This window comes from Halorhabdus tiamatea SARL4B (assembly GCF_000470655.1).
Lineage (GTDB): Archaea > Halobacteriota > Halobacteria > Halobacteriales > Haloarculaceae > Halorhabdus > Halorhabdus tiamatea.
Map to the genome: position 1 here is coordinate 2715094 of NC_021921.1, position 20026 is coordinate 2735119.

General features: G+C 65.1%; 19 protein-coding genes. 15 read left to right on the forward strand and 4 right to left on the reverse strand.

Annotated features, from left to right (window positions below; all coding sequences use genetic code 11):
* Window positions 1–51 precede the first annotated feature (51 nt).
* Window positions 52–1341 (forward strand): NAD(P)/FAD-dependent oxidoreductase, encoded by a 1290-nt coding sequence (locus HTIA_RS13390; protein ID WP_008525436.1) that lies wholly within the window; start codon window positions 52–54, stop codon window positions 1339–1341.
* Between the two features lie 21 nt (window positions 1342–1362).
* On the opposite strand, the gene HTIA_RS17315 is transcribed toward HTIA_RS13390, so the two are convergent.
* Together HTIA_RS17315 and HTIA_RS13395 are read right to left on the reverse strand one after the other, a co-directional pair.
* The gene (locus tag HTIA_RS17315) at window positions 1363–1488 is read right to left on the reverse strand and encodes a hypothetical protein (RefSeq protein WP_008525434.1); all 126 of its coding nucleotides are present in this window, start codon (window positions 1486–1488) and stop codon (window positions 1363–1365) included.
* 78 nt (window positions 1489–1566) lie between these two features.
* Window positions 1567–2253, reverse strand: coding sequence for a metallophosphoesterase (locus HTIA_RS13395; RefSeq protein ID WP_008525433.1), 687 nt, complete (start codon window positions 2251–2253; stop codon window positions 1567–1569).
* Window positions 2254–2372: 119 nt separating this feature from the next.
* Between HTIA_RS13395 and HTIA_RS13400 the strand changes: the two genes are divergently transcribed.
* The 12 genes from HTIA_RS13400 to HTIA_RS13450 all read left to right on the forward strand — a co-directional run bounded on the left by HTIA_RS13400 (window position 2373) and on the right by HTIA_RS13450 (window position 14860).
* Window positions 2373–3137 carry a DUF7839 domain-containing protein gene (locus HTIA_RS13400; RefSeq protein ID WP_008525432.1) on the forward strand — a complete coding sequence of 255 codons (765 nt, stop codon included), beginning with the start codon at window positions 2373–2375 and terminating at the stop codon, window positions 3135–3137.
* A 43-nt stretch (window positions 3138–3180) separates the two neighbouring features.
* A complete protein-coding gene (locus HTIA_RS16910) occupies window positions 3181–3327 on the forward strand; it encodes a hypothetical protein (protein WP_008525431.1) in 147 nt (48 codons plus the stop codon).
* A 123-nt stretch (window positions 3328–3450) separates the two neighbouring features.
* On the forward strand, window positions 3451–4500 hold the full coding sequence (gene dph2 / locus HTIA_RS13405) for a diphthamide biosynthesis enzyme Dph2 (protein WP_008525430.1): 1050 nt from the start codon (window positions 3451–3453) through the stop codon (window positions 4498–4500).
* Window positions 4501–4590: 90 nt separating this feature from the next.
* Window positions 4591–5229, forward strand: coding sequence for a class I SAM-dependent methyltransferase (locus HTIA_RS13410; protein ID WP_008525429.1), 639 nt, complete (start codon window positions 4591–4593; stop codon window positions 5227–5229).
* Complete coding sequence (locus HTIA_RS13415; RefSeq protein WP_008525428.1) at window positions 5226–5702, forward strand: Rpp14/Pop5 family protein; 477 nt, start codon at window positions 5226–5228, stop codon at window positions 5700–5702. The genes HTIA_RS13410 and HTIA_RS13415 overlap by 4 nt, the downstream gene beginning before the upstream one ends.
* 2 nt (window positions 5703–5704) lie before the next feature.
* Complete coding sequence (psmA, locus tag HTIA_RS13420; RefSeq protein ID WP_008525427.1) at window positions 5705–6538, forward strand: archaeal proteasome endopeptidase complex subunit alpha; 834 nt, start codon at window positions 5705–5707, stop codon at window positions 6536–6538.
* Window positions 6539–6726: 188 nt separating this feature from the next.
* Window positions 6727–7452: a ribosome assembly factor SBDS gene (locus tag HTIA_RS13425; protein ID WP_008525425.1), complete on the forward strand. Its 726-nt coding sequence runs from the start codon at window positions 6727–6729 to the stop codon at window positions 7450–7452.
* A 199-nt stretch (window positions 7453–7651) separates the two neighbouring features.
* Window positions 7652–8368 (forward strand): hypothetical protein, encoded by a 717-nt coding sequence (locus tag HTIA_RS13430; protein ID WP_020936462.1) that lies wholly within the window; start codon window positions 7652–7654, stop codon window positions 8366–8368.
* A gap of 131 nt (window positions 8369–8499) precedes the next feature.
* The gene (locus tag HTIA_RS13435; protein WP_008525421.1) at window positions 8500–11613 is read left to right on the forward strand and encodes an oligosaccharyl transferase, archaeosortase A system-associated; all 3114 of its coding nucleotides are present in this window, start codon (window positions 8500–8502) and stop codon (window positions 11611–11613) included.
* A gap of 75 nt (window positions 11614–11688) precedes the next feature.
* Window positions 11689–12582, forward strand: coding sequence for a DUF368 domain-containing protein (locus HTIA_RS13440; RefSeq protein ID WP_044951211.1), 894 nt, complete (start codon window positions 11689–11691; stop codon window positions 12580–12582).
* Window positions 12583–12644: 62 nt separating this feature from the next.
* Window positions 12645–13715: a glycosyltransferase family 4 protein gene (locus HTIA_RS13445; protein WP_008525417.1), complete on the forward strand. Its 1071-nt coding sequence runs from the start codon at window positions 12645–12647 to the stop codon at window positions 13713–13715.
* A 128-nt stretch (window positions 13716–13843) separates the two neighbouring features.
* Window positions 13844–14860: a hypothetical protein gene (locus tag HTIA_RS13450; RefSeq protein ID WP_008525416.1), complete on the forward strand. Its 1017-nt coding sequence runs from the start codon at window positions 13844–13846 to the stop codon at window positions 14858–14860.
* A gap of 107 nt (window positions 14861–14967) precedes the next feature.
* On the opposite strand, the gene HTIA_RS16915 is transcribed toward HTIA_RS13450, so the two are convergent.
* Window positions 14968–15138: an HEWD family protein gene (locus tag HTIA_RS16915; RefSeq protein WP_008525415.1), complete on the reverse strand. Its 171-nt coding sequence runs from the start codon at window positions 15136–15138 to the stop codon at window positions 14968–14970.
* 54 nt (window positions 15139–15192) lie between these two features.
* Window positions 15193–15621, reverse strand: coding sequence for a DUF5793 family protein (locus HTIA_RS13455; RefSeq protein ID WP_008525414.1), 429 nt, complete (start codon window positions 15619–15621; stop codon window positions 15193–15195).
* 219 nt (window positions 15622–15840) lie between these two features.
* Here HTIA_RS13455 and HTIA_RS13460 point away from each other — a divergent pair, with 219 nt between their 5' ends.
* Together HTIA_RS13460 and HTIA_RS13465 are read left to right on the forward strand one after the other, a co-directional pair.
* A complete protein-coding gene (locus HTIA_RS13460; protein WP_008525413.1) occupies window positions 15841–17514 on the forward strand; it encodes a type II/IV secretion system ATPase subunit in 1674 nt (557 codons plus the stop codon).
* Window positions 17511–20012 carry a type II secretion system F family protein gene (locus HTIA_RS13465; RefSeq protein WP_008525411.1) on the forward strand — a complete coding sequence of 834 codons (2502 nt, stop codon included), beginning with the start codon at window positions 17511–17513 and terminating at the stop codon, window positions 20010–20012. Before HTIA_RS13460 ends, HTIA_RS13465 begins: the two co-directional genes overlap by 4 nt.
* Window positions 20013–20026: the final 14 nt, after the last annotated feature.

Here is a 20026-nt window from a genome sequence, read left to right on the forward strand (position 1 = left end):
AACCGCGGGGCTCGACCGGGGTTTTTGACGCTCCCGACCGTAGCCCGGGCCATGACAGACGTCCTCGTCGCGGGCGGCGGCCTCGCCGGGCTGGTCGCCGCGCGTCACCTCGCCGAAGACGGGCTAGACGTAACGGTGTTCGAGCGCGAGTCGACCGTCGGCGGCCGCGTCCACACGCACCGGGAAGACGGGTTTATCTACGACCAGGGGTTCCAGGTCGTCTTCGACAGCTATCCCGCGGTCGAGCGCGAACTCGACGTGGACGCGCTCGACCTGCGCCGGTTCGCCCCCGGCGCGACGCTGGCACGACCGGGCGAGCGTAGCGTCATCGCCGATCCACTCCGGAACCCCCGGACCGCCACGCAGACGGTGTTCAACCGCGAGATCACCCTTGGCGATAAACTCCACATCCTGAGACTCCGCCGGGAACTCGCCGGCCGCGAGGAAGCCGATATTTTCGATCCGGCGGGGCCTGACCGCACGATCGAGGCCGCACTGGCCGATCGCGGGTTCTCGCGGGCCTTCGGTCAGCGCTTCGTCGCGCCGTTCTACGGCGGGATCACGCTCGATCGGTCGCTGTCGACGGACGCGCGGATATTCGAGTACACGTTCGCCAGACTCGCCGACGGGTCGGCGGCGGTCCCGGCCGACGGGATGGCGGCTATCCCGGAGCAACTGGCCCGTCGTGCCCGTGAGGCCGGCGCACGGATCGAGACGGGCGCGACTGTCGAGTCGATCGAGACTGCTGGGGCCGGCGAGGCAGCGACGACCGGCGAAGAGGTCTCGGTGACCGTCGACGGCGAGACGATCACCGCCGGGAGTGTCGTCGTCGCGACCGATCCCGAGACGGCCGCCGATCTCACGGGCGTCGAAACGCCGACCGAGTATCGGGGGTGTACTACCGTTTACGCGTCGTTGCCGTCCGGAACGCCACTGGATACGGGGAAACGCCTCCTGTTGAACGTCGAGGACGATCGGCCCAACCACGTCGCGCCGATGTCAGCCGTCGCGCCCGAGTACGCACCGGATGGCCAGCAGTTGCTCGCCGCGACGTTCCTGGGTGTGCCCGCGGCCGACGACGAGACACTGTTCGAGGAGACGAAGGACACCCTCTCACGGTGGTATCCGGAGCGGTCGTTCGCAGACCTCGAACATCGGCAGACCGACCGAGTTCCGTTCGCCCAGATCGACCAGCCGCCGGGGTTCCAGTCGGGGCTACCCGATCCAGACGATCCGGACGGCCCTGTCGTCCTGGCCGGCGACTACACGCGCTGGAGTTCGATCCAGAGTGCGCTCGAAAGCGGTCGCATCGCCGCTGATCGGGTTACAGACGCGTCGTGACTCCCCTGACTCGTCGCCGACTCAGTGACCGCCGGCCCGACCAGTCGGTTCTTCGGCGAGCGCTTTCGGGACGAGCCACCGGGTCAACGCGAGCAACACACTGAGGACGAACAGGCTCACCAGCAGTAGTATGACGGCGGCTTCCATAGCGGGGAGTTCGTCGGCGGTGACCAAAACGCTGGTGGGTACCGAGAGGGACAGTGCGGAGCTGACGGCGTCCCGTCCTTACAGCATCTCCCTGAGCGATCCCAGCGGCGGGAACTCCAGGGTCTCGGCGGCCTTCTCGTCACGGACAATCGGTCGGAACGCGCTCGCGTTCTGGATTAGTGGCGAGTGAAAGTCGGCGGCACGCATCTGGTTGATCCGGACGCCGGCGACGAGGTCGTTGAACGACGGCAACACGACGACGTCGCTCCCGCGGTACGCGTCGACGCCATGGAGGTAACACGGCCGCCTTTGACCCTCGATCTCGATGGCCGGGTGATCGTGGCCGATCAGGTATCGCTCGGCCGACGACGCTGGTGGGTCGTGGCCGTGGAGGACGACAGTCTCACCGTCGGCGAGGGCGTAGCTGTCGGGTGTCGCCCCGTCCCAGACAGCGTCGAGGAGCACGTCGTGGTTTCCGGGCGTGATGATCAGGTCCGCGCCGTGGTCGGCGACGGACGCCCGGAGGTCCGCGAACGCACTCGCGACGCCTGGCGGAAGCGAATCGAACGAGTGCAACGCGTCGCCGGCGATCACGACCTCCGCGGGGTCGTGTGCGTCCAGCAGGGTCCCGATTCGATCACACATGGACGCGTCCGAGCCGAGCGACAGTTCGACGTTCGAGGATCGCTCCCGGCCGAAGTGCAGATCTGCGACGACGAGCGTCTCGCCGACGATCACGGCCCGGTCCCGAAACGTCGGTTCCATCACTACGCCATCGACGACCCACGGGCGTAAGGGTGTCGTCGGGAGTCGATCGAGCCGAAAGGGACACGTCCCCGGGCTACAACTGGGGGTTTTTTACTCAGCGCCCCCAGGTTCCCGACATGATCGACGTCCTCGACAACAAGCGGACGGCGACCCGCTTTCGGATCCTCGTCGAGATCGCCGAACGCCAGCCAGCGGTGAGCCAGGGTGAGATCGCCGACGCCGTCGGCGTCACGAGCCAGGCCGTCAGCGAGTACATCCGCGAATTGGTCGAGGATGGCTTCGTCGAGAAAGAGGGCCGTTCGCGCTACCGGGTCACCAATGAGGGCGTCGACTGGCTGTTCTCCGCGGCGACGGACGTCCGCCGGTTCGCCGACCACGTGACCGAGGACGTCCTCGGGAGCGTTCAGGAGGACGCCGCGATCGCCCTCAAGCCCGTCAACGAAGGCCAGACAGTCACGCTCTCGATCGCCGACGGCCTCCTCCAGGCGCGACCGGGTGACGGCGAGGCGACGGGCGTCGCCACGACCGACGCCGAGGCGGGCGAGGTCGTCGGCGTCACCGGATTCGAAGGCGTCATCGACCTCGAACCCGGCGAAGTCACCATTCTGCAGGTGCCACCCATTCGATCCGACGAGACACCACCGCTGGATTCGATCCGAGACGCGGTCGAGACTGCTGACCTCGTGGCGGCGGCGGGCGTCGAGGCCGTCGGCGCGCTCCGGGCGATCGACTGTGAGCCGGCGATCCACTTTGCGGCCGGGGCGGTCGCCGCCGACGCGGCGAGTCGGGGCCTCGAGGTTGTGGTCGTGGCGACGACCGACGCGGTCGGTCGGGTTACCGACGCCCTCCGGGACAGCGACGTCTCCTATGCCGTCACGTAGCTGCTTCCAAAGCCTTGAGAGGCGTCGAGCCGAACGGTTGGGTATGAGCGACATCGAAGCCGCTGTCGAGGAATTTCTCAAAGAATACGACGACGCCCGCGAGGACTACGATCGCGGGTACGTCGACGCCGACGCGACCGTGCGACTGGTCGATTCCCACGTCGAGGACCTCCGGGACGCACTGGAGTGACCCCGGCTGGGACCCCCTCTCGTGGCGCGGGCGAGGTGGCTGCATGCCGGACGTTCCCACGGAAAACCGGCAGCTGTGCCGGGAACGCCGTCGTTTTACGCACCGATCCGCTACCGGCGAGCAATGAGTCAGGAGAGCGAGCGTACCCCGGGCGATCTGACGGCGACGGGGATGGCGCTCAGACACGACCGCGAGTGGGACTACGAACTCGACCGGATCGGAGACGCCGTCGCGGAGCGAAACGCCAACACCGTCGGACTGCAGTTCCCCGAGGGACTCAAGCGCCGCGGCCCGGCCGTCGCCGACGACCTCCGACGGACGCTTCCCGAGGACGTGGCGGTCATGCTCTCGGGGGAACCCTGCTATGGTGCCTGTGATCTCGACATCGAGTTGATGCGCCAGAGCGACGTCTTCGTCCACTTCGGCCACAGCCCGATGAACGAGTCCGAACAGATCATCTACGTCCCGCTGTTCTCGAACGTCGACGTTCTCCCGATCATGGAGGAGTCCCTCGCGGAGTTCGACGATCCCGAGGTGGACGAGGACATCGGCCTCGTCACGACGGCCCAGCACATGAACAAGTTCGAAGAGATGCGGGAGTTCCTCGAAGCGCGGGGCTATACGGTCCACACGCGGCGTGGCGACGAGCGACTGACCCACGAGGGTCAGGTACTTGGGTGCAATTACGCGTCGGCGGACGTCGACGCCGAGCAGATCCTCTACGTCGGCGGCGGGAAGTTCCATCCGATGGGCCTGGCGATGGACAAACCGGACAAACACATCGTCATCGCCGACCCCGTCAACAACGTCGTCGACATCGCTGACGCCGAGGCGCTGATCAAACAGCGCTACGGGGCGATCCACCGGGCGATGGACGCCGAAACCTGGGGAATCATCTACTCGACGAAGATCGGCCAAGGCCGCCTCGAACGCGCACGCCAGATCGTCGAGGACAACGACGACGCCTACCTCCTGACGATGAACAACGTCACGCCCCAGAAGCTCACTAACTTCGGACTCGACGCGTACGTCAACACCGCCTGCCCCCGGATCACGACAGACGACGGCCCGCAGTTCAAACAGCCGATGCTCACGCCCGGCGAGTACGAGATCGCGATCGGCGAGAAACCGATGGATTCGCTCAGCTTCGATACCTTCCACGGCACGTGGTAAGCTGTCGATCGGCGAACGCCACGGCCCTCTTTTCAGCGTGACCGGGAACACGTCGTGGAGTACTTCACTCGCCCGCCCGAACGAGAGTCCATGAAACGATCGCTCGAAGAACACGCCGCCCGGTTCGACGAGCAGGCCGACGCCTACGACGGCGACAACTCGCCCGAGTACCGGGCGTGTGCCGACCTGGTGATCGAACATGCCGATCCTGACGGGGACGACACCGTCCTCGATCTCGGGACAGGCACCGGCGCGATTGCCCTCGCGCTGGCTCCAGCGGCCGGCCACGTGATCGGCCGCGACATCAGCGAGGGGATGCGCGAACAGGCTCGAGGGAAAGCTGCCGACCGTGGCCTGGACAACACCGAGTTCGGCGAGGGTCGGTTTCGCGATCCGAACCTGCCGGATGGGGCCGACGTGGACGTCGTGGTCTCGAACTTCGCCATGCACCACCTCAGCGACGCCGAGAAGCGTGACGCGATCGAGACCATCGCGAGTCTGGAACCGACGCGGTTCGTCCTCGGCGACGTGATGTTCTTCGGGACGCCTGACCCCGACGAGCCGTTCTATTCGCCCGACGTCGACGATCCCGCCACCGTCGGGACGCTGGTCGACGCCTTCACCGACGCCGGGTTCGCGCTCACTGCCGTCGAGCGCGTCCACGATCAGGTCGGCGTGCTGGTGGCCGAACGAGTCCCGATGAAGCCACCTGCGGAGGACAGCCCATGAAGCACCTCCCGAAGCACTTCCGCCAGCGCTGGCGGTATCTCGCGGTCGAACTCGAAACCTGGCCGGACGCCGACTTCGATCGTGGCACCTTCCAGCGCCACCTCTGGTTCGCGGCCCAGAACCTCCTGGGTGACGTCGGCTCGGCGTCGGTCGGTCTATCGGTCCTCCGCTTCGACCGTGCGGGGCCGACCGGGACGGCGATCGTCCGGACGCGTCGCGACGAAGTGACGAACGCCCGGGCGGTACTCGCCACCCTCGCGTCCGTCGGCGACGATCCAGTCGGCCTCCGGGTCCGGGGCGTCAGCGGGACCGTCCGCGCGTGTGAGGAAACGTATTTAGGCGGCCGACCGGAAGCCAGGGATCAGACCGTCGCCTTCGAGGGAGCCGATCGATCCGCAGTCGCCCGGGGCGGCCGGGTCGACGTGGCCGTCGATGACGGGTTCGTCGGGGCAACCAACGGCGATCTTCACTAACGATGCAAGGACAAAAACAGCAGGCCTACGATCGCGGTATCACTATCTTCTCACCCGACGGGCGACTCTATCAGGTCGAGTACGCCCGTGAAGCCGTCAAACGGGGAACGGCGTCCATCGGGATTCGGACAGCCGACGGGGTCGTCCTCGCGGTGGACAAGCAGGTTCGCTCCCCGCTCATGGTGCGTGATTCCGTCGAGAAGCTTCACAAGGCCGACGACCACATTGGAATCGCCAGCGCGGGTCACGTCGCCGACGCCCGCCAGCTCATCGACTTCGCCCGCCGGCAGGCCCAGCTCAATCGCCTCCGATACGGTGAAGCCATCGGTGTCGAGACGCTTACGAAGGCGGTCACCGACCACGTCCAGCAGTACACCCAGATCGGTGGCGCTCGTCCGTTCGGCGTCGCGCTGATGATCGCCGGCGTCAGCGACGGGCAACCCTATCTGTACGAGACCGATCCCTCCGGAACGCCCTACGAGTGGAAGGCACTCGCCATCGGAGCTGATCGGGGTGCGATCCGGGAGTATCTCGAAGCCAATTACGACGAGGAGATGACGCTAGAGGCCGGCGTCGAGTTGGCACTCGAGGCACTGGAGTCAGTCGCCGAAGGGGGGCTGACGCCCGAGGGTGTCGGACTCGCAACGATTGCCGTCGAGGGCGCCCAATTCCACAAGTTCACCGACGCCGAGACAGAGGCGTACCTCAGCGATCTGGAGCTGCTCGCCACAGACGACGAGGATGATTCGACGGAAGACGACGAAGCAGGCCCGACGGAAGACGGGGGCACACCCCCGGAAGCGGACGAGGACAGCGACGATTCGGTCGACGACTGATCGGCTGAAAGGGAGGTTTCGAATTCGTGCGACCCCGAGAGCATCCGACACGGATTCGCGAATGGGTGGGCCAAAGCGGCGGTTCTCGAATTGCGGGACGTACCTGGCAGTAAGTCTGGGCGGCCGGTATCTCTCGGCTTGCGTGCGTTCGGAAACACCTTTTAGTCGGCCCCAAGTAGGAGTAACACATGATATCGCTTGACGAGGCTGTCACGGCCCGTCTGGAAACACACGGCGAACGCTTCGAGGTGCTGGTCGATCCCGACGCCGCGCTCGCGATGAAACGCGGTGACTTCGAGGGTGAGCTCGAGGACGTCATCGCCGCCGAGGACGTCTTCGAGAACGCCTCACGTGGTGACCGACCGCCGGAGAATGCCCTCGAAGAGGTCTTTGAAACGACCGAGCCCCTGGAAATCATTCCCGAGGTCATCGAACGGGGGGAGATCCAGATCACGGCCGACCAGCGCCGGGAGATGCAGGAGCGCAAACACCGCGAACTCGTCCAGCGCATCACCCGCAACGCGGTCAATCCACAGATGGACGACGCGCCTCACCCGCCGGACCGGATCGAGTCCGCCCTGGAAGAAGCCGGGTTCCAGGTCGATCCGATGGAACCTGTCGAGAACCAGGTCGACGACGCACTCGACGCCCTCAGGCCGGTAATTCCGATCCGCTTCGACGAGGTCACCGTCGCGGTCCAACTGCCACCCGATTACGCCGGGAGCGGACAGGCGAAGATCCGGGAGTTCGGGGACTTAGAGAGCGAAGAGTGGCAAAGCGACGGCTCGTGGGTCGGCGTGCTCACCTTCCCCGCCGGCCTCCAGAACGACTTCTACGAACTCGCAAACGAGGTTTCCAGCGGCGGGGCCGAGACGCGCATCATCAAGGACGAAGACGACATCAAAACTCGTTGATGCCATCGGTGGGTCGTCCCGTCAAATCTATCTGAGCCCAGGTCAGATCACTCACTGCGAAGGCAATATACGAATGGGCTGGCTCCCTCTCGAGCGCTACCGACGACCCGAATACACCGGTGCGAACCGATGTCTGCCGTGTACCGTTGTCAACAGTGTCATCGCTGTCGTGATCGGAAACACGACGTTTACGCTCTTGGTGGGCCTGAACACTCGCCCGACTCTCGCAGCGACAGTCGCGATCGGCGTAATCGCGATCGCCGGCGTCCAGATCTGGCTCCGTGGCTATCTGCTCCCCGGTACACCGACGCTCTCGGCGCGGTACTTCCCGCCGTGGGTACTCCGTGCCTTCGGCAAGGAGCCGTTCGTAGTCGATGGGACGCGCAGCGAATCTGGGATCGACACGGAACGGCCCCTCGCTGGGGCAAACGCCGTTCGATTCGGCGAACGCACGGCCTACGGCACCCTCGAGGACACCTTCGCGGACGAGTGGCAGGCTGCGATCGAGGACCTCGCTTCCGTCGAAACGACTGTCGTGGATGTCTTCGACGTTGACGGTGCAGTCCAGATCGACGAGAGGGGCAATCACGTGATACTCACGCTCGATGGCCGTCCGTTCGGCCGATGGGTCTCGCGAGCAGCGCTGCTCGCGGACCTCGGGGCCGGCCGCGTGCTCGCCAGCCGATACGACGGGTGGGGCGAACTGGAGACAGCAGAGCGCGGACAGGTCCTCGCCCAGCTGCGACGATACATCGACGCCTGTCCCGCGTGTGCGGGCGAGGCAGTCTCCAGCTTGGATTCCGCGACGTCTTGTTGTCGTGAGTACGAGGTTGTCACTGTCTCGTGTTCGGACTGCGGGACGCGGTTGTCTGAAGTGCCTGTCGCGGCTGTCGACGAACACGAAGCGGTGTCCTGAACCGTCTCGTTTGTCCCTATACGGCTTCCAGGGCCGATTCTGGGTGGCAAGCGGCCATCGGGAACTTCACAAGGCTTATGCGCGAGTTGGCAGTTTCCTTGCCTAATGAGTGTTCGGAGGGTTCCCGACATATGAGTGGGCTGAATGACTACGTTAGCGATGATTCGCCTGTCAACGACGTCATCGAGTGGTTGTCGGCGTGGTACCACGTCCTGATCGTCGCCGGCCTGTTCGGGTTCATGGTCTGGCTGCGAGCCCGAACGTGGGGTCGATTCCTCGTCGACGGGAAGGTCCTTTTCAGTGGGAACGACCCGTGGTATCACCTGCGCCAGATCTCCTATACGGTCTCACACTGGCCCTCGACGATGCCGTTCGATCCCTGGACGGAGTTCCCCACCGGAACGTTCGTCGGCCAGTTCGGGACGTTCATGGATCAGTTGGTCGCGACAGCGGCGCTCGTCATCGGCCTCGGAAGCCCGAGTGACGAATTGGTCCGTCTCGTCGCGCTGTTCTCCCCGGTCGTCTTCGGTGCGGCGATCGTCGTGCCGACGTACTACCTCGGCAAGCGGATGGGCGGTCGACTCGGTGGGGTGATCGCCGCGCTCGTCCTCGCGCTGTCGGCCGGGGAACTCCTCCAGCGGAGCCTCGTCGGGTTCGCGGACCACCAGGTCGTCGAGGCGCTGTTTCAGGCCCTCGCCGTCCTCGGAATTTTGATCGCCGTTCGGGTGGCACAGGAGGAAAAACCAGTCTACGAGCTGTTCGTCGACCGCGACTGGGCGGCGCTTCGTCGCCCGCTGGGATGGGCGACGCTGGCCGGCGCTGGCCTCGGACTGTATCTCTGGACGTGGCCGCCGGCGATCCTCCTCATCGGGATCCTGGGAGTCTACGTGACCATTCAACTGCCGGTCGCCTACCTCCGCGGCGAGAGTCCCGAACACGTCGGGATCGCGACAGCGACGATCTTCTCCGTGGCCGGTGTCCTCTCGCTGGTCTCGATCACTTCGTTCGACCTCAACATGGTCCAGCTATCGCTGGCCCAGCCGGCACTCGCATTCGCTGGCGTCGCGTGGTCACTCGGATTGGCCTGGCTCGCACGTGAATGGGACCGACGTCATCTTGCGAGCTGGCAGTACCCCGCGACGGTCTTCGGTGGACTCGTCGTCGGTGCCGTCCTGCTCGCCGTACTGCTGCCGGACCTGTTCTGGTACTTCTTCGATCAGTTGCTCCGGTTCGTCGGCTTCACCGTCAACCCGACCGCCTCGGCCAGTACGGTCGGCGAAGTTCAGCCTCTGACGACGATCGATCCACTCTGGCAGTGGTTCGGGGCCGCGCCATTTGTCGCGGTCGCTGGGGTCGGCATTGCCATCGCTCACCAGTACCTCAGCGACGAACTCAAGCCGGAGTTGCTCTTTGTCGCCCTCTGGTTCGTGTTCATGGTCGCGGCGACGTTCACCCAGCAGCGATTCGCCTACTACCTCACCGTTCCGACCGCGACGCTGACTGCCCTCGTCGTCACCTGGCTGTTCGGGTATCTCCGCTCGGCTGCTGACAGCAGCGACCTCGAGACCTATCAGGTCCTGACGATCCTCAGCGTGGTCGTCGCCGTCGTCCTGCCGATGGTCGTCGTCTATCCGACCGCCATCGACGTCTCCGGACAGAACGGTCCTGGTGGCGTCTCCGGCTGGGAGAGTAGCCTCGAGTGGATGAGCGAGAACACGCCCGCCGTGGGCAACTACGGCGGGGCCGGCAACGCCGAAGACCTCGACTTCTATGGCACCTACGAGCGGACCGACGACTACGAGTATCCCGACGGTGCCTACGGCGTGATGTCGTGGTGGGACTACGGTCACTGGATCACCCAGGAAGGCGAACGCATCCCCGTAGCCAACCCGTTCCAGGGCAACGCCGACAAAGCAGCCAGGTTCTTGATCGCTCAAAACGAGTCGGAGGCGGCTGGTGCCCTCGACGTGGTGAGCGAAAACGAGACCGACGCCCAGACGCGCTACGCGATGATCGACTGGAAGATGGCGACTGCCAACGGCGCTTTCGGCGGGAAGTACTTCGCGCCGCCGAACTTCCTCGATACCGTCTCTGAGTCGACGTACTACCGCAAGGTTCGCGGACTCGTCTCGACCGAGGAGCAGTCCTCGATCACCAGCCAGTATTACACCGTCCAGAAACAGGCTTACTACGAGTCGATGTCAGCCCGGCTGTACCGGTATCACGGGAGCGCTGCCTCACCGGAGAACGTGCCGGGCGTCAGTACTCAGGGGCGGATTCCGGTCGTCGACTGGGAGGAGACCCCGGTGACGCTTTCCGACGGGACTGAAACGACCTGGAACGTCCCGGCGAGAAACGAGAACGGGTCGGCCCAGGCGCTGCGATGGTTCGACAACCGCACGGCCGCAGAAGCCTACGTCGCCGAGGACGGAACCGCTCAGATCGGTGGGCTCGGGAAGATTCCGGCCGAGGAGGTGCCCGCACTTGAACACTACCGGCTGGTCCACGTGAGCAACCAGAGCCAGAACTCGTTCACGGCGAGCCAGCCCGGCCTGCTGTGGTTCGCCCAACAGAACGCCCAGAATCAGCAGGTGCAGTATCAGTCTGGCGTGGGCGTCCGGGATCTGCTGGGCGGGACGTTCTCCGAACCCAACAGCGCCTGGACGAAGACCTTCGAGCGGGTCCCTGGCGCGACCGTCGAAGGAACTGGCCCGGCCAATACGAACGTCACAGCCTCCGTCGAGATGGAGATGCCCAACGCCAACGGGACGTTCACCTACCGCCAGCACGCCCAGACTGACGCTGACGGCGAGTTCACGATGACGCTACCGTACTCGACGACGGACTACGACGCGGTGAGTACCGAAGACGGCTACACGAACGTCAGCGTGCGAGCGAACGGGTCCTACGAGTTCCGAACACCGTCGACGACCCACTCGACGAACGAGAGCGTGACGGTGACTGCCTACACCGACACCGCGGACGTCTCCGACGAGCAAGTCGTCGGGACCGACGAGTCGGTCGTGGAAGTCAACCTGACCGAGTCCGTCCTCTTCGAACAGGATCTCAATTCCTCGGACGATTCGACGAACGAGACGGGCGAGAACACGACAGACGGCACCGAGACGAGCGACACGGACGGTGGATCGACCGGCGAAACGGACGAGAACACGACCGAATCGCTCGCGCCTGCAATCGCCGTCGGCGACGCACCGATCGCTCGCGCAGCTCCCACCGGCTACTAAATCGTGTCTACGGAACAGTCACCCTCGGCTCTCGACGTTCGCGCCTGGGTGGTGATCTACCTCAAGGGGGTTGCGATGGGGACGGCCGACTCGGTCCCTGGCGTCTCCGGCGGGACGATCGCGCTCATCACCGGCATCTACGAGCGGTTGATCAGCGCCATTGCGACACTCGATCCCCGGGCCGCCAGACACCTCCTCCGGGTGCATCACGCAAACGGCCGACAGGCGCTGGTCAGCCGCTTGCTCGCGATGGATGTCCCGTTCCTGGTCGTTCTCGGGTCCGGTGTCGCGACGGCGATCGTGGTCGTCTCGCGGGTGATGCACGCGGCACTCGCCGACGCACGAGCGCTTACGTTCGCGTTCTTCTTCGGGTTGATCGCCGCGTCGGCGGTCGTCCTCTACGAACACGTCTCGGTCGCCACGCCCGGGCGGATCGCCGCCGCGGTCATCGGGTTCGCGCTCGCCTTTCTCGTCTCGGGCGTTTCGGCTGGTTCGGAAGCCTCCCACGCGTTGCCGTTCGTCTTCGTGGCGGGGGCTATCGCGATCACCGCGATGATCTTGCCGGGCGTCTCGGGGGCGTTCTTCCTCGTCCTCCTCGGCCAATACGACCACCTGACGACGGTCCTCAAACGGTTCGTCGACCGGTTGGTCGGCCTCGCGGTCGGTGACGCGACGCTCGCCGACGTATTCGACCTCGGGACGACTGTCCTGACGTTCGGGGTCGGCGCGATTCTCGGCTTGCTCGCGTTCGCCCGGGTCGTCCAGTGGGCGCTCGCGACCTACCGGGCGGCGACGTTGACCTTCCTCGTGAGTTTGATGGTCGGGGCGCTCCGGTTGCCCGCCATCGAGGTTCTCGACAACACCGCTGCCTGGACGCCGGGGACGACGGTCGCGACGCTCGCGGCTGGCGGCGTCGGTGCGCTCGCGGTCCTCCTGTTGGATCGGTACACGGAGTCGCTGTCGTACTGACAGCTCGCGCCGACGGGATCCGAGTCGGTAGCGTTTTCCCCACGCTGGGCCTGCCAGAGCGTATGCGCGTCCTCAACTATCTCGATTTCGAGCGGTATCTCGGTTCTTCCGGGATCACCACGGCGGCCAGTCACCAGCGGAGGGCGCTGGCCGGGCGAGGCGTCGAGGTGGAAACGTCGCCCTGGGACGGTCGAAACCCGCTGACTGCCAGCCTCTCGAATCTCGGCACCGATTCGGTATGGACCGACTTCGACGTGGCTCACTGTAACCTCATCGGCCCCGGGTCGATCGCCGTCGCCAGGCACGCAAAGCGCCAGGATATCCCCCTCATCCTGCACTCTCACGTCACTCGCGAGGACTTCCAGGAGAGCTTTCGGGGGTCGAACCAGATCTCGAAGCCGCTCGGTCGCTATCTCCGGTGGTTCTATTCGCAGGCTGACCTCGTGCTCTGTCCCAGTGAATACACCCGCCGGGTGCTCGAGTCCTATCCCGTCTCGGCCCCGATCCGACCGATGACCAACGGCGTCGACCTCGACGCACTCGACGGCTACGAGAAGTTCCAGGCCTCCGCCAGGGAGAAACACGACCTCGACGGCGTCGTCGTCTTCGCCGTCGGGCAGGTCTTCGAGCGCAAGGGACTCACCACGTTCTGCCGGGTCGCCCAGCAAACCCCCTACGACTTCGCGTGGTTCGGTCCCTACAGCACGAGCCCGCTGGCCTCGAAGACGGTCAAACGCTGGACGCAGAACCCACCGGAGAACGTCACTTTCACCGGCTGGGTCGAGGACATTCGGGAAGCCTACGGCGCGGGCGACATCTACCTGTTCCCCACCAAAACCGAGAACCAGGGCATCGCAGTCCTCGAGGCGATGGCCGCCGGGAAGGCCGTCGTCATCCGGGACATTCCGGTCTTCGAGGAGTTCTTCACCGACGGCGAGGACTGTCTGAAAGCCGAGACTGACGCGGAGTTCCGCGAGGCGGTCGAACGCCTCGCCGAGAACCCCGAACTCCGCGAGCGGCTGGGCGAGAACGCTCGCGAGACGGCTGAACAACACAGTCTGGATCGCGTCGGCGAGGAACTCGTCTCGGTCTATCGGGCACTGCTCGACGGGGACGATCCGATCGAGGCCTGAGTGCCGGGCCGCTTTGCTTTCGAGACGCCAACAGTACAACTAACTACGCCCGCCGAGACAGGGGTATTCACGGATGAATCGAGACAGCGCCCCCCGATCCGGGGATCGACAGACAGGAGCGTGGGAACATGGTCGCTGACACGGGGTATTTCGCGATCGAGATACTGGTCGTGGCGTTTGCGGGCGGCGCGATCGGGGCTGCCGTCGGCGGGATGGCCGCGCTTTCCCTCTCTGGGCTCGCGCTCGTCGTCGGCGAGGTTGCCAATGCTGCGTCGGGGGCCGCGACAGGGAGCCCCGCGGCGCTCGGACTGACGTCGCTGGTCGGATACGGCCCGGCGCTTGGCCCCCACGTCGCCTTCGCCGGCGGCGTCGCGGCGGCAGCCTATCTCGGGCGACACGAGGACGCCGATTCGTTCGCGTACCACCGGGCGAAAGACGTCTTCACGCCGAACGGCGCGCAGGTCGACGCGCTGCTCGCCGGCGGCGCGTTCGGCGTGATCGGGTATTGGCTGGCTGCACTCTCGCGGACGCTTGGGCTCCCGGTCGATCCAGTCATGGCGAGCGTCGTCGTCTCGGGCTTGCTCGCCAGAATCGCATTCGGATACCCGCTGGTCGGGTTCATTCGGGACGGCCTCCTCGACGTGTCTCCCTCCGAGCGCGGGGAGATCCGGACGGCGTTGGATGGGACAGAGGAGGGCGAGGGAACTCGACTGGCCGTCGAACCGTGGGCCCCACAGCAACACCGGTGGCTCCAGCAGGCACTTCTCGGTGTTGTCGTCGGTGTCTTCGCTGCCTACGTGACCTACGTGACCCAGCGGTACTACCTCGCGTTCGGTATCGCGATGGTCACGCTCGCCATTACGGTCGCCGGGGTCGATCGGTTGCCGATCGTCCACCACATCGCGTTCCCGGCCGGTATCGCCGCATTGTCGATGCCAGCCCACGGAATCGAAGTGGCGCTCGCTCTCGGTGTCGGCTTCGGTATCGCGAGCGCACTGATCGCCGAACTCGGCGGGCGGCTCCTTTACGCCCACGCGGATACGCACGTCGACCCACCAGCGATCGCCATCACGGTGACGACGCTCGCAATCGGGTTGCTGACGACTGTCGGCATCTTCGAGCAGGGACTCATTCCGGCGTTGTAGGGCGAAATCAGTGCAGGCGTCCCGGTCTGGGTCGATCGACGGCGACGAACGGGTGTGCCGGCGATCGATCGCCCGTCTCACGCTCGCCGAGACGCCTCGGGGCGCGCTTAGATCTCTTCGACGGGGCTGTAATTACCGTTGATGTCCCACTCGTGGAGACAATGCGGGCTGCCGGTCTCCTCGTCGGATGCGGCCCAGACGCCGCGGTCGTCGTCCCAGACCTCCATGCGTCCACACCGCTCGCATTCGCGTTCGTTCGGGGGTACGATTCGGATCATGGGTGAGCGGAAGGCGCGAGCCGACAAGAATGTCTCGGGTCCACGGGTGGACGGTTACAACTCGACGCTGCCCGGGATGAGGCTACTGGAGCGAAGTAACTGTCCGGTGGTATCATAGACCAGCAGTGTCTGTTTCTCGAAGCGAACGCGGTCGTCGCCGGTCACGATCTCGACCCGGTAGCGACCGTCGTCGGCCTCGGCGACGTCGACGACGCGCTGTACGGCCGTGGTTTCGGCGTCGAGTTCAACGATGAACGCCCCGGTAAGGCGCTTGGCGATGCTCACCACGCCCGTCTCTCCCTCACGTTTGCGAAACGCCACGTCGACGTCCGCGCTCTCGAGCGTTGCACCGTCCCCGTCGGTCAGTCGGTCGCGAAGGACGGCCACACTCCCGCTGTAGTCGACCCGCAGCGTCGGAACGTCGGGGGCGTCGGGCGTATTGCCGGCCGGGATCGCAGTCACGCTGAAGTGTTCGCGCTTCATCCGATATGTAGTGGTATGTGTTACTATAGCATGAAGGTGACGGCGGCGACAGGTTCGGCCGTTTGGCACTCGTCTTTCTGGCGGCATCTGCCCGCCGGCTGGTGCGCTGGTGACTGTCGACGCCGATCGTCATGACGGGCGCGTGGCGTCCGAATTTAAGTACCTGGACTCGCAATTCGGCATAAGCAACGACGTCGGACGCGTCGCGAAGAAAGTACGATGTCAGAACCAGATCGCCCACGCGACGGGGGAGGCAACGCAAATGTCGGGACAGCCACACGGACAGGTGACGAGGTCGCCGACCGCGGGCCACTCGGCGCGGCAAAGGACTGGCTCGTTCGCGTCAAGCGTTCCCTTGCAGGATCGCACGTCGTCGTCGAGAATTACGACCCGCTCCGACACGAACACTTGACGAACTTCGGCGGACTTCCCGGGATGAACGAGATCGAACGCTACTGGCTGAACGCGCCCTACGCGTTCGCGTCGATCAATTACGACCCGGAGCAGGACGAACACCGCTATCACGTCGTCGAACCCGGTCTTGACGACTTCGAGCGCGATCTCTTGGATCGGCTGTTCGAGGACGTCCGCGATCCGCTGTTGTATCGGGCGAACGTCGACGAAGACCCGGAAGGCGCGTTGCTCTCGGAACTTCGGGAGCGCTTAGAGGAGTACGGCGTCGACGTCCGGATCGAGACGGTCCATCGGCTCTTCTATTACCTCTTCAGGGAGTTTCAGGGCTACGGCAAGATCGATCCACTGATGCACGACCCTGCGATCGAGGACATCTCGTGTGACGGGGCGGGATTGCCGATCTTCATCTATCACGACGGCTATACCGACATCGAGACGAACCTGACCTACGACGCCGCCGAACTCGAGAACGTCGTCGTTCAACTTGCCCAGCGCTCGGGTCGACACATCTCGGTTGCCGATCCCGTCGTCTCGACGACACTGCCCGACGGTTCACGGATCGAACTCGCTCTTGGGACTGAAGTGACGCCACGCGGGTCGGCCTTTACGATTCGGAAGTACGCCGAGGACCCGTTCACACCGATCGACCTGCTCGAGTACGGCACCTTCAGCAAGGAGATGCTCGCGTATCTCTGGCTCGCCATCGAGCACAACAAGTCACTGCTGTTCGCCGGCGGGACCGCGGCCGGGAAGACGACTTCGATGAACGCCGTCTCGATGTTTATCCCGCCGCGAGCGAAGGTTCTCACCATCGAAGACACCCGCGAACTCTCGCTGTATCACGACAACTGGTTGTCGTCGGTGACGCGCGAGCGCTTCGACGAGGACGACATCTCAATGTACGACCTCCTGCGGTCGGCCCTGCGCCATCGCCCGGAGTACATCGTGGTCGGTGAGGTGCGCGGCGAGGAGGCGATCACGCTGTTCCAGGCGATGAACACCGGTCACACGACGTTCTCGACGATGCATGCCGACTCGGTCCAGACGGTCATCAATCGCTTAGAGAACGAGCCGATCAACGTCCCGCGACCGATGGTCCAGAGCCTGGACGTCCTGGCCGTCCAGGTGTTGACCCGCCAGGGCGACGAGCGCGTGCGTCGGGCGAAGACGCTGGCGGAGATCGAGGGTATCGATCAGCGGACGGGCGAACTCGACTACGCCAACGCCTACGAGTGGCAGTCAAACACGGACAGCTACGCCCAACGGGACTCCTCGTTGCTCGAAGGGATCCGCGAGGAACGCGGCTGGAGTCAGTCCGAACTCCTCCGTGAACTCGACGATCGAGAGCGCTTTCTCGCCCATCTCCAGGCGGAGGGCGTCTCGGACTACCGCCGGTTTACGTCGTTCGTTAATCGATACTACGCCGATAAGGACGCCGTCATGTCGCGAATCGAGGGCGAATCCACCACGGAGACATGAGCCTCACGGGATACCTGCCACTGGTCGCCGCACTCGCGCTCGCCGGAGCGCTCGCGCTGACCCGCTTCAGCCCGCGTCTCGACAGGGTGTTCACCCGGATCGCTCGCCAGTATTTCAGCCAGCACATCGGTGAGTCACCGGCCCGCGAGCGCCTGCTCGCGTCCGCGTACGTCGAGACGACCTACCGGGTGTACGCGGCCAAGACGCACCTCTACACCGCACTCACAGCACTCATTGGCGGGATGATCGGCGTCTACGTCGTCGGCGGAGCCCTGATCGTGATCCCGACCATCGCCGCCGTCCTCGCCGACCTCCCGTCGGTCATGGGCGACGTCCTGGGCAATCGGAACCTCGAAATCGTCCTCCCGCCTGACCAGGTGTTCCTCGTCCTTACCGTCGGTGGGGTCGTGATCGGCGGGCTTTCCGCAGTTGTGACCTACGTTGCTCGCTGGCAACTCCCGGCAGGTGACGCCGAAGTTCGCCGTCGGGGAATCAACGAAGCGCTCCCCCGGACGGTCGCGTTTATTTATGCGCTCTCCCGTGGAGGCCTTGCCTTCCCTGATGTCATGCGAACGCTCGGGCGTAACCGGGAGATCTACGGCGACGCGGCCGACGAGATGAGCGTCGCCGTCCGGGAGATGGACCTCTTCGGGACGGACATGATCTCGGCGATCAGGCGGGCGGCCCACCGCAGTCCCAGCGACACGTTCCGGACGTTCGGCGAGAACCTCGCGAGCGTCCTCGCCAGCGGCCAGCAGATCCCCCAGTTTCTGGAAGACCAGTACGACCGCCTCCAGGAGGAGGCCGAGCAACGCCAGGAGGAAGTGCTCGAACTGCTCGCGACTATCGCCGAAGCCTACGTCACGACGCTGGTCGCCGGCATCCTCTTCCTGTTGACGATCCTGCTGGTGTTCGGGTTGACGGTGACCGATACGCTCCCCTTCCTCCAGTTGCTCACGTACCTCATCATTCCGCTGTCGAACGCGTTGTTCGTCGTCTTCCTGGTGCAGAAACTCGAGGAACTCGGCGTCGCCCGGGAGAGTGGCGTCGCGGCCCTGGAAGGCGAGACGCCGGATACGATCGCTCCCGAGACACCGACGGCGACCGCCGACGGCGGTCACCTCCCGCGGCTGTCGGCCGGCCGGTCACAGCTCCAGTTGTACGACCGGATCAGTCGGTTCAAGCGCGTCCTCCGTCGCCCGATCCAGACGATCATCTGGAACCCGACGCGGATCTTCTATCTCACGGTCCCGATTGCGCTCCTGTGGCTGGCCGTTCGTGCGCCTGGAACGATCACGGAGTACGGGTTCAACCTCCGACTGGCTGATGATTTGATCATTCAGGTCTCTCTGTTCGTGATCGGTACGTTCGCCATCGTCCGGGAGATCTACTCCCGGCGGATCGACCGCATCGAGGCCGCGACGCCGGAGTTGCTCGAACGGCTGGCGAGCCTCAACGAGGCCGGGATGTCCTTCGTCGAGAGTCTCGACCGGGTCCGGGATTCGGATCTCGGCGTCCTGACCGACGAGGTAAATCGCATCTGGACGGACGTTTCGATGGGAGCGAACGCCGCCGACGCCCTGCGTCGGTTCGGCCGGCGAGTCCGAACAGCTTCGATCGCCCGGGTCGTCACGTTGCTCACCCACGCGATGCGGGCGAGCGGTCGCCTCGGACCTGTCCTGCGGATCGCCTCCGCACAGGCTCGTTCGGACCTCGAACTCCGTCGGGAGCGCCGCCAGCAGATGTTCACCTACCTGGTCGTGATCTACGTCTCGTTTCTGGTCTTTCTGGTCATCATCTTCGCCGTCGAGGAGGTACTCGTCCCGAGCCTCCCTGATAACGTTCCCGTCCCCGAGTCCAACCGCCTGGGCGTCGACGTCACCGCCTTCGCGAGACTCGGACAGGTCAACAAGCCCGCCTACACGCTGATCTTCCTGCACGCCGCGCTGATCCAGGCAGTGTTGTCGGGATTCGTGGCCGGGCTCCTCGGCGAGGGAACGCTCAAGGACGGCGCGAAACACGCCGCGATATTGCTCGCGATCGCGTACGTTGCGATCCTCCTCGTGACCTCGCCGGTCGCGTCACTGACCATGCAGGATCAGGAGGCCCTCGGCGACGGCGTCACGATCGACTCGGTCTCGACGTCGGAAGGCGGATTCCTGGTGATCCACGACCGGACGGCCGACGGGGCGATCGTGGGTCACACCGGCTACCTGCCGCCGGGCGAGCACACGAACGTCCGCGTTCGACTCGACGAGACCCTCCAGCGCCAGACGACCCTGGTGGCCGTGCCGTATCTCGACGGGAACAGTGACAAGCAGTTCACCATCGGGGCCGATCAGCCCTACGGGACGGGCGGCGATCCGGTGGCTGTCGACGCACGCATCACGCCAGTCGAGCCCGAGTCGAGTCAGTCGCGGGCGGTCGGCGATGGCATCGCAGCCACGGTCGGAGACCGCGCGATGCCTGCATCGCCGGCGTTGCCGATCAGTCGCTGACGGCACCGGGACCG